At 62.9% G+C, this 16312-nt stretch carries 14 protein-coding genes; 5 read left to right on the forward strand and 9 right to left on the reverse strand.

Going from position 1 to position 16312, the window contains the following annotated elements:
• Positions 1–99: 99 nt before the first annotated feature.
• The 3 genes from ACN6NG_RS15695 to ACN6NG_RS15705 form a co-directional block, all read right to left on the reverse strand.
• Entirely contained in the window at positions 100–1071 is a 972-nt protein-coding gene (locus tag ACN6NG_RS15695) for a 5-oxoprolinase subunit C family protein (RefSeq protein ID WP_063423560.1), read from the reverse strand.
• Positions 1068–1955, reverse strand: coding sequence for a 5-oxoprolinase subunit B family protein (locus tag ACN6NG_RS15700; protein WP_063423562.1), 888 nt, complete (start codon positions 1953–1955; stop codon positions 1068–1070). The genes ACN6NG_RS15695 and ACN6NG_RS15700 overlap by 4 nt, the downstream gene beginning before the upstream one ends.
• 90 nt (positions 1956–2045) lie before the next feature.
• Positions 2046–2804, reverse strand: coding sequence for a 5-oxoprolinase subunit PxpA (locus ACN6NG_RS15705; protein ID WP_063423563.1), 759 nt, complete (start codon positions 2802–2804; stop codon positions 2046–2048).
• A 120-nt stretch (positions 2805–2924) separates the two neighbouring features.
• Here ACN6NG_RS15705 and ACN6NG_RS15710 point away from each other — a divergent pair, with 120 nt between their 5' ends.
• The 4 genes from ACN6NG_RS15710 to ACN6NG_RS15725 all read left to right on the forward strand — a co-directional run bounded on the left by ACN6NG_RS15710 (position 2925) and on the right by ACN6NG_RS15725 (position 7588).
• Positions 2925–3842 (forward strand): LysR family transcriptional regulator, encoded by a 918-nt coding sequence (locus ACN6NG_RS15710; protein ID WP_063423564.1) that lies wholly within the window; start codon positions 2925–2927, stop codon positions 3840–3842.
• A 226-nt stretch (positions 3843–4068) separates the two neighbouring features.
• On the forward strand, positions 4069–6135 hold the full coding sequence (treS, locus tag ACN6NG_RS15715) for a maltose alpha-D-glucosyltransferase (protein ID WP_063423565.1): 2067 nt from the start codon (positions 4069–4071) through the stop codon (positions 6133–6135).
• A 112-nt stretch (positions 6136–6247) separates the two neighbouring features.
• Positions 6248–6877: a riboflavin synthase gene (locus tag ACN6NG_RS15720; RefSeq protein ID WP_063423566.1), complete on the forward strand. Its 630-nt coding sequence runs from the start codon at positions 6248–6250 to the stop codon at positions 6875–6877.
• A gap of 9 nt (positions 6878–6886) precedes the next feature.
• Positions 6887–7588, forward strand: a complete 702-nt coding sequence (locus ACN6NG_RS15725) for a YoaK family protein (protein WP_063423567.1) — start codon at positions 6887–6889, stop codon at positions 7586–7588.
• On the opposite strand, the gene proP is transcribed toward ACN6NG_RS15725, so the two are convergent.
• The 6 genes from proP to glaH all read right to left on the reverse strand — a co-directional run bounded on the left by proP (position 7589) and on the right by glaH (position 15293).
• Positions 7589–9091 (reverse strand): glycine betaine/L-proline transporter ProP, encoded by a 1503-nt coding sequence (gene proP / locus ACN6NG_RS15730; RefSeq protein ID WP_063423568.1) that lies wholly within the window; start codon positions 9089–9091, stop codon positions 7589–7591.
• A gap of 160 nt (positions 9092–9251) precedes the next feature.
• A complete protein-coding gene (hemB, locus tag ACN6NG_RS15735; RefSeq protein ID WP_016499972.1) occupies positions 9252–10226 on the reverse strand; it encodes a porphobilinogen synthase in 975 nt (324 codons plus the stop codon).
• Between the two features lie 200 nt (positions 10227–10426).
• Positions 10427–11320: a PA4780 family RIO1-like protein kinase gene (locus ACN6NG_RS15740; RefSeq protein WP_061202654.1), complete on the reverse strand. Its 894-nt coding sequence runs from the start codon at positions 11318–11320 to the stop codon at positions 10427–10429.
• A gap of 87 nt (positions 11321–11407) precedes the next feature.
• Positions 11408–12799 carry a GABA permease gene (gene gabP, locus ACN6NG_RS15745; protein WP_063423569.1) on the reverse strand — a complete coding sequence of 464 codons (1392 nt, stop codon included), beginning with the start codon at positions 12797–12799 and terminating at the stop codon, positions 11408–11410.
• Between the two features lie 151 nt (positions 12800–12950).
• Complete coding sequence (gene lhgO, locus ACN6NG_RS15750; protein ID WP_063423570.1) at positions 12951–14201, reverse strand: L-2-hydroxyglutarate oxidase; 1251 nt, start codon at positions 14199–14201, stop codon at positions 12951–12953.
• Between the two features lie 114 nt (positions 14202–14315).
• On the reverse strand, positions 14316–15293 hold the full coding sequence (glaH, locus tag ACN6NG_RS15755; RefSeq protein WP_474314965.1) for a glutarate dioxygenase GlaH: 978 nt from the start codon (positions 15291–15293) through the stop codon (positions 14316–14318).
• Between the two features lie 195 nt (positions 15294–15488).
• Between glaH and csiR the strand changes: the two genes are divergently transcribed.
• A complete protein-coding gene (gene csiR, locus ACN6NG_RS15760) occupies positions 15489–16184 on the forward strand; it encodes a DNA-binding transcriptional regulator CsiR (RefSeq protein ID WP_049272939.1) in 696 nt (231 codons plus the stop codon).
• Positions 16185–16312 lie beyond the last annotated feature (128 nt).

The following is a 16312-nucleotide window of genomic DNA, read 5'->3' on the forward strand; positions in this document are numbered from 1 at the left end:
CCCCTACCCTGGCAACATCCTGCTAGCGAATAGCGCCCTGAAGGAGCGAGTTTTCCGCTCCTGCATGAATCGCACACCCCCTCCACAAGCGCGTCGCGCTCAGCCAAAGAGCCTGGCCAGGCAGGCCAGTTTCTTCTTGTACGACCGCCGCGCCTCCAGCGCCTGCTCCAGGCTTACCGCCAGGAACCGTGCCTGTTGGTTGGGCTGCATCTGGCCGATCAGGTCGAGGTCTGCGCTGATCACCGTGCCGATCATGGCGTAGCCGCCACCCGACACCGCATCACGGTGCAGGATGATCGGTTCCAGCCCCGCAGGCACCTGGATAGAACCGATCGGGTAGCAGCTGTCGACGATGTTCGACGGGTCCGAGCCGGCTCCGAACGGTTGCTCCCGCGGCTGGAAGCTCAAGGCGCTGCCGCCTTTGTAGCGATAGCCGATACGGTCCGCTTCGGAGCCGACTGTCCAGGCCTGGGTGAAGAAGCTTTGCGCTGCGGCCTCCGTCAGGCGATGGAAGTACAGCCCCGGCACCACCCGCACCACCACCTCGCCGCCCAGGGCCTGGCGCAGGGCCATTGGCAGGCTTGCGCCGGCGCGGGTCTTGCCGCTGGGCACACCGACCGGCAGCACGTCGCCTGCCATCAGCTTGCGCCCCTGGAACCCGCCCAATGCCCCCAGCGCGTAGGTGGAACGGCTGCCGAGCACCTCAGGTACATCAATGCCACCGGCCACGGCCAGGTAGGCACGGGCGCCCGCCGTGGGGAAGCCGAAGCGCAACACCTGCCCCGCGCGCACGGTAAATGCCGTGTCGGGGCGCTGCTCGCGGCCATCCAGCAAAGCGGGCATCTGTGCACCGCATACCGCCACCAGCGCATCCTGCTGGAACTCCAGCTCCGGCCCCACCAGCGCGCACTCAAGGGCTGCTGCGCCCGCCGGGTTGCCCACCAGGTGGTTGGCCGCGCGCAGGGCGTACTGGTCGAGTGCACCGGACGGCGGAATGCCCAGGTGGTAGTAGCCTTCACGGCCCAGGTCCTGCACCGAGGTGGCCAGGCCGGGTTTGAGTACCTTGATCATACCAGTACCTCCTGCAGCGACTTGGGGTAACCGACCGGGTCGGCAAGGAAGGCATCCAGGGAGAATTCGACCGGGCGAATACGCAAGTCGAAACGGCCCTCCTCCACATCTGCCACTGCCTGGTCGTAGGCCCGGCGATCAATGGGCTTGAACTGCACGATGTCACCCGGGCGGAAAAACACCATGTGCGCCTTCAGGTAGTTCAGTGTTTGCCGAGGGTCGTAGATCGGTGCCGGGGTGACGCCGAACATCTGGTAGCCCCCCGCACCGCGCACCGAGTAGATGCAACCGAAGCAACCGCCATGGCCCAGGGTGAGTTTGGGCGTGTCGGTACGCGGGCGCAGGTATTTAGGTACCTGCAACTGCCGCTCGCGCTCGACCATCTGGAACATGAACGGCAGGCCGGCCACGAAACCGACCATCGACACGAACCAGGGCGCACCACTGTGGGCGGCGATGAACGCGTCGACATCGGCCAGCCCATTAATGCGCGCCGCGTATTCCAGGTCGGTGCTGGCCGGGTCCTGGTGGCGGTCTCGGAAACGCATCAGGGTTTCATGGGTCCAGGGGTCGTTGTACAGCACCGGGATCTCGATGATCCGCGTCTGCAACGAGCGCTCGGCCACAGCCTGGGCCTCGGCACCTTGCACCGCTTCAAGCAGCGCCTGCGGCGCGATGCGGTCGGGGTCGAAGCGGATCTGGAACGAGGCATTGGCCAGGCACACGTCCAGCACGCCATCCAGAGCCAGCCGTTCAACGGCACGGGTGACGGCCATGCCCTTGAAAAAGGCTTCCAGCGACATGCTGTCGCTGACTTCGGCAAACAGGTGCTCGTCTGCGCCGAAGCTGTAGCGGATCGGGGTTGTAGCAAGCGGTTCGGCCATGACTGTTCCTTTTCTTGGAATCTTTATAGAAAGGCAGGCGAAAACAAAATACACGGGCTCCGGCTTGTGCCAGACGGATGCCTCACGGGCTCAGCGCGGCGCGCGCACCACAATACCGGCCGCGTCCAGCGCCCTGCGCGTGGCCTCGACCAGGTCGAGAGCGCCGGGGGTGTCACTGTGCAGGCAGATGGAATCGAATTCGATGGCCAGGTCCTGCCCCTCGACCGTGCGCACCACGCCTTGCTGGCATGCCCGCAACACGCGCTCGGCGACCGCTTTGGGCTCGTGGCCGCGCACATTGCGGGTGAACACGATCGAGCCGCTCAGGTCGTACTCACGGTCGGCGTAGAACTCGCGAACCACCGGCTGGCCCAGTGCCTGGGCAATACGGCAGATCACCGAGCCCGGCATGCAGTACAACAGCAGTTCCGGCTCGATCACCCGCAGGTTTTCCACCAGCAGGCGGGCGGCTTCTTCGTCACGCGCCAGGTGCATGTAAAGCGCACCGTGCGGTTTGATGTGCTGCAGGCGCACCCCTTGGGCACGGGCAATTTCGCGCAGTGCGCCCAGTTGATAGAGCATGTCGTCGACCAGTTCCTGGGCTGGCGCGTTGATGTGCCGGCGACCAAAGCCGACAAGGTCACGAAAACCCGGGTGTGCACCTACCGCCACGCCCAGGGCCTTGGCCCGCTCGACGGTGCGGCGCATGGTGCCGGGGTCGCCGGCATGAAAGCCCGTGGCGATGTTGGCCGTGCTTATGTAGCCCATCAGCTCGTTGTCGACACCGTCGCCGATGGTCCACGGGCCAAATCCCTCACCCATGTCCGAGTTGAAATCCACCACCTGCATGACTGTCTCTCCTGGTGCTTGTGACTGCATGCAAGCCACGTTAGATTCTCCTTACCCCCTTGGGAAGATCTATAAACAGATAGGGTGTCTTCGGAAAATCAGATACCCCAGGAGCCAACCGTGTCACTGACCCTGCGCCAGGTCCGCTACTTCGTTGCCACCGCCGAGATCGGCCAGATTTCCCAGGCAGCCATCCACCTGAACATCTCCCAGTCGGCGGTGACCACGGCAATCAAGGAACTGGAAGCCATGCTTGGCGTGCTGCTGTTCCAGCGCTCGGCCCAAGGTATGAGCCTGACCGAGGCCGGCCGGCACTTCCTGAACCGCGCCTACGTGATTCTGCGCAGTGTCGACGACGCACTGAACAGCCCGCTGCCGAACGTGCGCGCCAGCGGCCTGCTGCGCCTGGCGGCAAGCTACACAGTGATCGGCTACTTCCTGCCACACCACCTGCAGCGCCTGGAACACTGGCACCCGGATGTGACCCTGGAGCTGTACGAGCAGGAGCGCAGCGCCATCGAGCAAGGTTTGCTGGAGGGGCGTTTCGACATGGCGGTTGTGCTCACGGCCAACCTCACCCACCCCGACATCGTCTCTGAAACACTGTTCAACTCCGAGCGCCGGCTGTGGCTGCCCGGCCACCACCCGCTGTGCGAGCGCTCGGCTGTAAGCCTGGCCGATGTGGCCTGCGAACCGTTCATCCTGCTGACCGTAGACGAGGCCGAGCAAAGCGCCATGCGTTATTGGGAACTGGCCGGGCAGCGCCCGAGCGTGCGGGTGCGGACCAGTTCGGTGGAAGCCGTGCGCAGCATGGTCGCCAATGGCAGTGGTGTGGCGATCTTGTCAGATCTGGTGCACAGGCCTTGGTCGCTGGAGGGCAAGCGCATCGAGACGGTGACCATCAGCGACCCGGTGACACCCATGAGCGTGGGGCTGGCCTGGCACCGGGAGCGGGCGTTCAGCCCGGCGATGCAGGCCGTGCGTAATTACTTCCATGATGCGTTCCTGGCGCCGCAGCAGTTGTCCGCCCGGCGCTGAGGGTGTGCTAGCAGGGCCGGCCTCTTCGCGGGTAAACCCGCTCCCACAGCTACTGCACCGGCCTTGAGAACAGTGGCTACCTGACTAAGCCACCGCCCCCTGGTGCGACGCGGTCGATGTGGGAGCGGGTTTACCCGCGAAGAGGCCATCACAGGTTTCAGCCGAACGATCAGGCCACAATGCCGTCATAACCTGAGCCGGTGCCGACACGCAAAGAGGACGCGAAATGACCCAGCCCGACCCGTCATACGTCAAATGGCTCGAAGACCGCGCCATGCTCAAGGCTTCCCAAGAGCGGGCCAGCCTGTATTCAGGGCAGTCACGCCTGTGGCAACAGCCCTACGCCGAAGCCCAGCCCCGCCGCGCCACTGAAATCGCCTCGGTCTGGTTGACCGTCTACCCCGACGCCATTATCGCCCCGCAAGACTGCTCCGTGCTCGGCGCGCTGGCCCACGAAGCGCTGTGGAAGCGCCTGTCGGAGATCGGCATCCAGGGCCTGCACACTGGCCCGATCAAGTTGTCCGGCGGCATCCGTGGCCGTGAACTCACCCCCAGCGTGGACGGTAACTTCGACCGCATCAGCTTCGATATCGACCCGCTGTACGGCAGCGAGCAGGAACTGGTGCAGATGAGCCGCATGGCCGCCGCACACAATGCGGTGACCATCGACGACCTGATCCCCTCGCACACCGGCAAAGGTGCCGACTTCCGCTTGGCCGAGATGGCCCACGGCCCTTACCCGGGGCTGTACCACATGATCGAAATCCGCGAAGAAGACTGGCCGCTACTGCCAGAGGTGCCCACCGGCCGCGATTCGGTAAACCTGCTGCCGGCCCAGTGCGACGAGCTCAAGGCCCGCCATTACATCGTCGGCCAGTTGCAACGGGTAATCTTCTTCGAGCCCGGAGTGAAGGAAACCGACTGGAGCGTCACGCCGCCCATCACCGGTGTCGATGGAAAAAACCGTCGCTGGGTATACCTGCACTACTTCAAGGACGGCCAACCCTCGCTGAACTGGCTGGACCCGACCTTCGCCGCCCAGCAAATGATCATCGGCGATGCCCTGCACGCCCTGGACTGCCTGGGCGCGCGCGGCCTGCGCCTGGACGCCAACGGTTTTCTGGGCGTGGAAACCCGGGCCAGCGGCACCGCCTGGTCGGAGAGCCACCCACTGTCGATCGTCGGTAACCAGTTGATCGGCGGCATGATCCGCAAGGCGGGCGGCTTCAGCTTCCAGGAACTGAACCTGACCCTGGACGACATCGCGCAGATGTCCAAGGGCGGGGCAGACCTGTCCTACGACTTCATCACCCGGCCGGCCTATCAGCATGCGCTGCTGACCGGTGACACTGAGTTCCTGCGCCTGATGCTCAAGGAAATGCACGCTTTCGGCATCGACCCCGCCTCGCTTATCCATGCCCTGCAGAACCACGACGAACTGACTGTGGAACTGGTGCATTTCTGGACCCTTCACGCCCACGACATGTACCTGTACAAGGGCCAGACCTTGCCTGGGAGTATTTTGCGTGAACATATTCGTGAAGAGATCTACGAACGGCTCTCGGGCGAGCACGCCCCTTACAACCTGCGTTTCGTAACCAATGGCATCGCCTGCACCACCGCCAGCCTGATCGCCGCGGCGCTAGGCATCCGCGACCTTGAGCAAATCGGCGCAGCGGAAATCGAGCTGATTCAGAAAGTGCATCTCCTGCTGGTCATGTACAACGCCATGCAGCCAGGGGTGGTCGCGCTGTCTGGCTGGGACCTGGTCGGTGCCCTGCCCTTGCCCGCCGAAGCGGTCGCCCAGCGGATGCTGGATGGCGACACCCGCTGGATTCACCGGGGCGGTTATGACCTGGCCGGGCTCGACCCACAGGCCGAAGTCTCGGTGCGTGGCATGCCCCGGGCCCGGGCACTGTATGGCAGCCTCGACAGCCAGCTGGAAAACGCTGATTCATTTGCCTGCAAGGTGAAGAAGCTGCTGGCTGTGCGGCAGGCCTACGGCATTGCCACCAGCCGCCAAGTGCTGGTGCCTGAGGTCAGCAGCCCAGGATTGCTGGTGATGGTGCACGAACTACCAGCCGGGCGCGGTATCCAGATCAGCGCACTGAACTTTGGCCAGGAAGCGATTGCCGAGGAGCTGCAGCTGACCGGGTTCACGCCCGGGACGGTAGTGGACATGATCAATGAAACGGTCGAAGGCGACCTGACCGAGGATGGGCGATTGCTGGTGAACCTGGACCCTTACGAGGCGCTGTGCCTGCGCATCGTCAACAGCAGCGCTCATGTGTAAGGGGCGCCGCAGCTAAGGCGGTGCAGTAGCCGTGGGAGTGGCCGGTCTTGCATTTACCGCTCCAGGGGCATAGCGTTCGGAAAGTTTCTTTTCCGTGCCCAGGAGCAACTCCATGTACACCGGCATCGTCCAGGCCGTTCGCCCTCTGCTTGATGTGACCACCTACCCGGGCCACAACCAGTTCACCATCGACCTCACCCCAGAACTGCTCGACGAACTGAAGATCGGCGCCAGCGTCAGTGTCGAAGGCACCTGCCTGTCGGTCACCGAAATCGCCGGCACGCAAGTCAAATTCGACGCCATGACCGCCACGCTCGAACGCACCAACCTGCGCTTCTTCAAGGCGGGCCAGGGGGTCAACATCGAACGTTCGGCGAAAATGAACGCCGAAGTCGGTGGCCACCTGATGGCCGGCCACATCGCCACCACCGCCGAAATCGTCGAACTGTCGATCAAGGAAACCGGCGCCTTCATCAAGTTCCGCATGCCGCCGGAATGGGGCAAGTACGTGTTCCCGCGTGGTTTCATCGGAGTCAATGGCTGCAGCCTGACCGTCGCCGATGTCGATGACAACGTCATCACCATCAACCTGATCCCGGAAACCCTGCGCCAGACCACTTTTGCCAGCTACAAGGCCGGCGAACAGCTCAATATCGAGGTCGATCACCAGACCATGGTGCTGGTCGATGTGGTGGAGCGGACCATCAAAGGCACTCTGGCCCGCGAGAAACTGCTGCCCTGAGGCCTGCCCATGCTGCCCAACGCCCTCCCCGCGCGCACGGCAAGGCGGCTACGCCTGCAAGTGTTGCGTGGCCGTGTCGGCCTTGGCCTGGTCGCCGGTTTGTCGGTGCTGGCTGGCATGACCGATGCCATCGGCCTGCTGGCGCTGGGCGACTTCGTGTCGTTCATGAGTGGCAATACCACACGCCTGGCCGTGGCCATCAGTGAGGCAGACCTGGCCCTGGTGCTGCGCCTGAGTGGCGCGATACTGGGCTTCGTCGCTGGCAATGCGCTGGGCGTGCTGCTGGCGCGTGGCTTGCGCCGCCGGGCCTGGCCTGTGTTGCTGATGGTTGCGGTACTGCTGGCGTTCGCAGCGGCGTGGCCGTTGGCGGCCACCTTCCCGGCATTGTTGGCCGCCACACTGGCCATGGGCATGATCAATGCCGTGGTTGAACAGGTGAACGGCCTGCCCATCGGCCTGACTTACGTCACCGGCGCCCTGTCCCGCTTCGGCCGTGGCCTGGGGCGTTGGCTGATGGGCGAGCGGCGCAACGGCTGGCGGGTGCAGTTGGTGCCCTGGGCAGGCATGCTGCTGGGCGCCGCGTTGGGCGCCTGGTTGCAGCAGCGCCTGGGCCTGCAGGCACTGGCTGGCAGCTGCGCGCTGGCCTGTGTGCTGGCCCTGGTGTCGCGGTTCATACCGCGCGCCTGGCAGCGTGGTTACATGCCGCGCTGATCAATCGATGCGCGGGTGCTGCTGTGCCAGGGTCTTGCGCTTGGCTTCCAGCTCGGCGATCTGCGCATCGATGTCCTCGATCTTCTGCTCGATGTTGTCGTGGTGCTCCTGCAACAGCTCACGCGCTTCTTCGATGTCCGACGCCGCTGGTGCCGCGCCGCGCAGCGGCTTGTTGGCGGTTTCCTTCATGGTCAACCCGGTCAGCAGGCCAATAGCGGCGATCACCATCAGGTAGTAGGCCGGCATGTACAGGTCGCCCGTGCTCTCCACCAGCCAGGCAGCGAGGGTCGGGGTAAGCCCGGCGATCAACACCGAAATGTTGAAAGCGGCTGCCAAGGCGCTGTAGCGGATGTGCGTAGGGAACATTGCCGGCAGCGTCGAGGCCATCACACCGATGAAGAAGTTCAGCAGCACGGCGATGATCAGGAGCCCGGCAAAAATCACCCCCAGCACGCCGCTGTTGATCAGCATGAACGCCGGAATGGCCAGGGCGAACAGGCCGACGCTGCCGACGATGATGAACGGCCGGCGGCCGAACTTGTCGCTAAGCAGGCCGATCACCGGCTGCACGAACAGCATGCCGACCATGATCGCAATGATGATCAGCACGCCATGGTCTTCGCTGTAATGCAGGTTGTGCGACAGGTAGCTGGGCATGTAGGTGAGCAGCATGTAGTAGGTGACGTTGGTGGCAATCACCACGCCGATGCAAGTCACCAGGCTGCGCCAGTGCTGTGTGGCCACTTCCTTGAACGACACCTTGGGCCCGGAGGCCAGGCCTTCGCGGTCGCCCTGCTCCAACTTGTCGACATGCTGCTGGAACGCAGGTGTTTCTTCCAGCGCATGGCGCAGGTAGAGGCCGATGATGCCCAACGGCAGGGCCAGGAAGAACGGCAGGCGCCAGCCCCATTCAAGGAACTTTTCTTCGCCGAGAATGGTGGAAATCAGCACCACCACCCCCGCGCCCAGCACAAAGCCGGCAATCGAGCCGAAGTCCAGCCAGCTACCCAGAAAACCGCGCTTGCGGTCGGGGGCGTATTCGGCCACGAAGATCGACGCGCCGGTGTACTCGCCGCCCACCGAAAAACCCTGGGCCATCTTGGCCAGCAGCAACAGGATGGGCGCCCAGATGCCGATGCTGGCATACGAAGGTATCAAGCCGATGGCAAAGGTGCTGAGCGACATGATGACGATGGTGGCGGCGAGGATTTTCTGCCGCCCGAACTTGTCGCCCAAGGCGCCGAAGAACAAACCGCCCAATGGCCGGATCAGGAACGGCACCGAGAAGGTGGCCAGCGCCGCGATCATCTGCACGCTGGGGTCGGCGTTGGGGAAAAACACCTTGCCCAGGGCATAAGCCACGAAGCCGTAGACGCCAAAGTCGAACCACTCCATCGCATTGCCCAGTGCGGCAGCGGTAATCGCCTTCTTCATCTTGGCGTCGTCGACGATGGTGATGTCCTTCAGACCGATCGGCTGGACTTTTTTCTTGCGAGGTTTCATACCCGTATCCCTGTCGATGAATGCTCTAAGGGATCAGATACAACGGGACACTAAATAATTCAGCGCTTAATGATTTTTTGTGCGTTTGCGCGGCATCACCGACAGCGCACATAGAAAAGCCGCTGCAATTGCAGCGGCTTGTTTTACCGAAGGCCTGGCCTCAGATACCTTCGCGCGCCAAGTCCATGGCGAAGTAGGTCAGGATCAGGTCGGCACCGGCACGCTTGATCGCGCCGATGCTTTCACGCACCACCCGGCCTTCATCGATGGCGCCCGCAAGGCCGCCGAACTTGATCATCGCGTACTCGCCACTCACCTGGTACGCCGCCAACGGCAGGCGCGAGGCAGCGCGGATGTCGGCGATCACGTCAAGGTAGGCGCCAGCTGGCTTGACCATCAGCACATCCGCCCCCTCCTGCTCGTCCAGCAGCGATTCGCGCACGGCTTCGCGGCGGTTCATCGGGTTCATCTGGTAGCTCTTGCGGTCGCCCTTCAGCGTGGTACCGCCGGCTTCACGGAACGGGCCATACAGCGACGAGGCGAACTTGGTGGAGTAGGCCATGATCGCGGTGTCGTGGAAACCGGCACCATCCAGCGCGCTACGGATAGCCTGTACCTGGCCATCCATTGCCGCCGACGGGGCGATGAAGTCGGCACCGGCAGCGGCGGCAATGACCGCCTGCCTGCCCAGGTTGGCCAGGGTGGCGTCGTTGTCCACGCCATGGTCATGCAGCACGCCGCAGTGGCCGTGGCTGGTGTATTCGCAGAAGCAGGTGTCGGACATCACCACCATTTCCGGCACGGTGTCCTTGCAGATGCGCGACATGCGCGCAACCAGGCCGTTTTCGTTCCAGGTGTCGCTGCCGGTGGCGTCCAGGTTGTGCGACACGCCAAAGGTCATCACCGACTTGATACCGGCACGGGCGTAACGCTCGATTTCCTGGGCCAGCAGCTTCTCGGGGATGCGGTTGACCCCAGGCATGCTGGAGATCGGCACGAAGTCATCGATGCCCTCTTCGACGAAGATCGGCAGGATCAGGTCTTCCAGGCGGAATTCGGTTTCCTGGAAGATCGTGCGCAGGGACTCGTTCTGGCGCAGGCGGCGTGGACGAACGGACGGGAATTGGTTGGACATGACAGCTCCAGGGCATTTTGAACGGCGTATACCTTATGCCTGTCGCGCGCCAGTGAAAAGGCTAAATGACGAGATTGTGTCATGCGTCAATGGTAACGGCCGGGTTTGCCTGTGCCGGCCGCTTCGCGGGTGAACCCGCTCACGCAGGGACAGCACAGCTTCGGGAAAGCCCCACAAAGATGTGAGGCGCCTGCAACGCCTTACTGCAACCAGGGCGGCGTTGGCTCTTCTGCCTTGGCTGGCCCATGCTCGGCCTCGTCACGCGCTGCACGGCGGCGGGCGTCATCCAGACGGGCGGCGTCGATCTCGCGCATCACCCCGGACACGTCAGCTTCATGTTCGTCATCTGCGAACACCCCAGTCAACGGGCTGTCGGGCAGCAAGTCACCGGCCTCGAACAGCGCCCACATCTCCTGCGCATACCGGGTGCTTTTCAGCTCCGGGGCAAAGCGCCCGAAATAATGGGCCATGTTGTCCACGTCGCGCTGCAGCATGCTGAAGGCGTGGTTGTTGGCAGCTGCATCCACGGCCTGCGGCAAGTCGATGATCACAGGGCCGTCCGGGCCGAGCAGCACGTTGAACTCGGACAGGTCGCCATGCACCAGCCCCGCACAAAGCATCAGGACGATCTGGCGAATGACAAAGGCATGGAACGTGCGGGCATCCTCGGCTTCCAGGTGCACGTCGTTCAGGCGTGGGGCGGCGTCGCCATCGGCATCGGTCACCAACTCCATCAACAGCACGCCGTCCTGGAAGTCGTAGGGCTTCGGTACCCTAACACCCGCACTGGCTAGGCGGAACAACGCCGCAACTTCGGCGTTCTGCCAGGCATCTTCGGCTTCTTTACGGCCGAACTTACTGCCCTTGGCCATGGCCCGGGCCTGTCGGCTATTGCGCACCTTGCGGCCTTCCTGGTATTCGGCAGCCTGGCGGAAACTGCGCTTGTTGGCTTCTTTATAGACCTTGGCGCAGCGCACCTGGTTGCCGCAGCGCACCACGTACACGGCGGCCTCCTTGCCACTCATCAGCGGCCGCAGTACTTCGTCGACCAGGCCGTCTTCGATCAGGGGTTCGATTCTTTTGGGTGTCTTCATCAGGCTGTGTTCGGGGTCCTGGCTGTGATGGTCGACATCCTCTCACAGCCGGGGACGACTTGCTCGTCTGTCTTCAGCCCAGGCTGATCAGGCGCCCTGCCCTAAGCTGTTGATCGGCACCCCGCGTGCCCGACGGCGCGTGACCAGCAAGCCGGAACACACCACCAACACAGCCAGCACCATGGTCGACACCACTTCCAGGCGATGGTCCGGACGCAGCAGCATCACGACCAGCACGCTGCAGATGAATACGATTACGCCCCAGGTGAGCCACGGGAACAGCCACATGCGGTAACCCAGGGTCTTGCCCTGTGCGGTCATGCGCTGGCGCAGGCGCAGCTGGGAAATCGCGATAACCAGGTACACCAGCAAAGCAATGGCCCCCGAGCTGGCCATGAGGAAGCCGAACACCTTGGCCGGCACCAGGTAATTGGCGATCACGGCCAAAAATGCCGCGCCAGTGGATAGCAGTACCGCTACCACCGGCGTGCCACTGCGGCTGGTCACCTGGGCGCAAGCCGGTGCATCACCGCGGCGGCTCAGCGAGTAGACCATGCGCGAAGCGGTATACAGCGACGAGTTAAGGCAGCTGGTCACCGAAGTCAACACCACAAAATCGATGATGGCTTTGGCATTCGCCACGCCCAGGGTATCCAGCACCGTGACATAGGAACCTTCCGTCGCCAGGCGCGGGTCAGTCCAGGGCACCAGCGCGATGACGATGAATATCGACAGGATATAGAACAAGGTGATCCGCCAGATCACCGAATTGGTGGCCTTGGAAATATGCTTGCCCGCATCAGAGGATTCGGCTGCGGCAATGGTCACCACCTCGGCGCCGAGGAACGAGAACATGGTGATCAGCATGGCGCTCAGCACCGCACCGAAACCATTGGGCATGAAACCGCCGGTATCCCACAGGCGCGAAACACCACTGACACCGGAACCGGGCAGCAGGCCAAAAATGGCGCACACACCCAGTGCAATGAACGCGACAATCGCCACCACTTTTACCAGTGCCAGCCAGAATTCGAACTCGCCATAGTTCTTCACGCTGAACAGGTTGGTGGCCGTCAGCAACAGGGTAATCACCAACGACAGCACCCAGATCTCCATCTGTGGAACCCAGGAATTGATGATGGTGGCGGCAATATTGGCTTCGATAGGGATGATCAGCACCCAGAACCACCAGTACAGCCAACCGATGGTGTAGCCCGCCCACTTGCCGATGGCGAGGTCGGCATAGGTGGAAAACGAACCGGTATCCGGCGAAGCAACCGCCATTTCGGCCAGCATGCGCATCACCAGCACCACCAGGCCGCCGGCCAGGATGTAGGCCAGGATGGTGGCCGGCCCCGCTTCAGCAATGGCACGACCAGAGCCGACGAACAGGCCGGCGCCGATCACACCGGCAATGGACAGCATGGTGACATGCCGTGATTTCAATCCATGACTCAAATTGTTCTTGTGGGTTTGCATGGCACTACCTTGTTGTTTTTGTCATGCCCACGCTGGGGCCGCCGGCTGCACGGTCGCCGACGCAGGCGCGAAAAAGCCCGCCCTGCCCTGAATGGTTAGCAGGGCAGTTCGGGTTGAGTAAAAGGAAACCGCAGAACCTGTTACCGCGTTGTCAGCTGGCCGCCCGCCGGCTGGCCGCCAGGTCCGCCTTGGGGGCGCTGCCACCCGCGAGGGTGACCTGCTCACACACCTTGTCGACGATGTAGGCGCCGATCGGGATGGCCGAGGTGGCCGCCGGCGACGGTGCGTTGCACACGTTGACGCTGCGCGCGGTGTTGACGAACAGGAAGTCGTCGATCAGCTTGCCGTCGCGCGATACCGCCTGGGCGCGCACACCAGCCGGGTAAGGCGTGAGGTCGGCCTTGGTGATGCTCGGGCAGTACTTCTGCACCTGCTTGAGATAGCCGCCCTTGAACAGCGAGTTTTTCATCTCGATCAGGCCCGGGCGGAAGTTCTTCGCCAGCACCTTGAGAATGCCGGGGGTGGTCAGGGTCTGGAACAGGTCGCTGGGGCTGACGTCGGTCTTGCGGTAGCCCTCGCGCTTCATCGCCAGTACGGCGTTGGGGCCAACCGTGACGGTGCCGTCGATCATGCGGGTCAGGTGCACGCCCAAAAACGGCATCGACGGATCGGGGATCGGGTAGATCAGGTGGTTGACGATCTGGTTGTGCTGCTTGGGCAGCAAGTAGTACTCGCCCCGGAACGGGCAGATGACAAACTCGGTGCGCAGGCCCAGCATGCTGACCACGCGGTCGGCCATCAGGCCCGAGCAGGTCACCAGGAAACGGCTACGGAACTCGTCGCGCTGCGTGCGCACGATCACTTCGCTGGCCTGCTCCTGCAGGCCGACCACCTCTGCCCCATAGCGGATTTCGCCGCCGGCACGCTGGAATTCAGCGCCCATCGCAGCAGTCACTTTGGCGTAGTTGACGATGCCGCTGGACGGCACGAAGATGCCACCCATCCCCACGATATTGGGCTCGCGCTCGCGCAGTTCGTCGGCCGACAGCCAGTGGCGCTCCAGGCCGTTGGCCGCGGTACGCTCCCACAGCGCCTTCATGCGCTGCATTTCCAGCTCGTTGGTGGCCACCAGCAGCTTGCCGCACTCATCGAAGGGGATGCCGTGCTGGGTGCAGAAGGCCTTTGTGGCCTTGTTGCCTTCCAGGCAGAAGCGCGCCTTGAGGCTGCCGGGGGTGTAGTACACGCCAGCGTGGATCACGCCGCTGTTGTGACCGGTCTGGTGGCGGGCCGGGCCGGACTCCTTTTCCAGCAGAAGAATCTTCGCGTCCGGGTAGACCTTGATCAGGTGCATGGCCGTGGACATACCCACAATGCCACCGCCAATAATGATGAAATCGTACACAGCCTTACCTCACACGCAGGCATTGCCTGGCTCGCTCACCAAGGCCCGCTCGGGCCCCGGTGGCATCATGTTGTACAACGACGCATGGGCGGGCGCCCGCCCTGCGCCCTGTCATTATTGCCCGCGCTGGTATAGCGGTTTGGGGAAGGCGACGTAACCACGCTGGCGCATCAGTTCACGGCGCAGGCCCTCGTGCGGGGTGAAGCGGTCGCGACCATGCAGCCAGAACAGGTTGTTGATCAGCAGGAAGCTACCCACGCCCACCGGTACCGACACCTTCTTCCCGCTGCCTTCCAGCGAATCGGACAGGGCGTTCAGCCAGATGCCTTCCTCGTAGTTTTCCGGCTGCACGAACTGGTCAATGTAGCGCATGGTCGGGCGGCCTTCGCCATCGGTGTCGAAAACGGAGTGGAACACATCATCGGCGACCTTCTTGCTCGGCGGTGCGGTCCAGCGCATTTCGCGGCGGGCCATCGGGTGGCGGAAGAACTCCTCGCACTGCTCCCAGTCATCCAGGTGCAGCAGCAGCGAGTTGCCGCCTTCCATGTTCTTTTCGTCGATCTTCAGCATCAGCACGTAATCGGTGATCTGGTTCACGAAAGTGCCGTCGTTGTGCAGTTCCATCACCCGATGCGGCTGGCGCAGGTAGCTGTCTGAGTTGTCGGAGTTGACCACGACGAAGCGCGCATAGAATTGCCCGCTCATGGCGTCGTAGTTGGAACGGCCGATCAGGTGTGCGCAGGCGGTAGTGAACTTGACCATGTCTTCGGCCTGGCTCACGTCATCCAGGCCCAGCGGGGTAATCAGCATGCCGCCGGTGGCGCGATCGAGGATGGTGTTGAGCAGCACAGGACGCAGGGTGCCCTGGCACAGCTGGTCAAGGATTTCACCCAGCCGGAAACGCAGGAACGATTTGTACTCCAACGCCTGCACGGGCCACTCGGCAACAGCCTGGACGAACGCTTCGACGGTTTCAGGGGCGAAGGTCAGTTCAAGCAGGCGCGGCGACTGTTTCGAAGGGGCAATGGTGTAACCACGCGGCTCGAGGGGCAGTGGCATCACAAGTTCTTCGATCTGCGTAAAAGCGTTCATGGCAGTGTCCTGGCAGAAAAAGTGGAGAGCGCCGTCCGGTCATGACCTGGATCAGTGCGGGCGAGGTAAAAATATCGCCACTAACTGAAAATGTCTACATTTTTGTATTTGAGCGACAGTTTAGTTTTTTATCCATTGTTTTTCGTCAGCAGGCGGTTTCGGTATGATCGGCAAAACGTTTTGAGGAACAGGATCTTGGAAGCGCTCGCCCCCCGACAAAACTCAGCTTTCAGCGGGTATGAGAGGCTCAAGAAGGACATCATCCGGGGCGTGTTCAAACCCGGTGAAAAACTGTTGATGAGCGCCCTGAAGGAACGCTACGACCTGGGCGTGGGTCCGCTGCGCGAAGCACTGTCGCAACTGGTGGCCGAGCACCTGGTCAACGCGATCAGCCAGAAAGGCTACCGCGTGGCGCCCATGTCGCTGGACGAGATGAACGACATCTACGATGCCCGCGCCAACCTGGAGGCGATGATCATCGCCCTGGCCATCGAGCGCGGCGACGACGCCTGGGAGGCGTCAGTGCTGGCCCACTCGCATACCCTGGCCAAGGTGGTGGAAGTGAAAACCCGCGAGCAGCGCCTGGATGTGTGGGACGAGCGGCACAAGGCGTTTCATACCGCCATTGCCTCGGGCTGCGGCTCCAAGCACCTGCTTCAGGCGCGCACCTACCTGTTCGACCAGGCCGAGCGCTACCGCCACCTGTGGCTGACGCAGACGGTGTTCTCCGAACAGGCCCTTGAGCTCAAGCGCCAGGAGCATGCGGCGCTGGTCGAGGTGATCCTCGCCCGTGACGCCGAACGCGCCAGCGCCATGATGCGCTCGCACCTGATGACCCCGGTGCCGATCATTGCGCAGATCATGCATGCCGAGGGTATCGGCGCCCGCTAAGCGGTTACTCATGGCCTGCACGGCCCCTTGTGGGAGCGGCCTTGTGTCGCGAAAGGGCTGCGAAGCAGCCCCTGCATTTTGTACATTTATACTGAAACCCTGGGGCTGCCTTGCAGCCCTTTCGCGAC

Source organism: Pseudomonas sp. TSO6, from assembly GCF_056098905.1.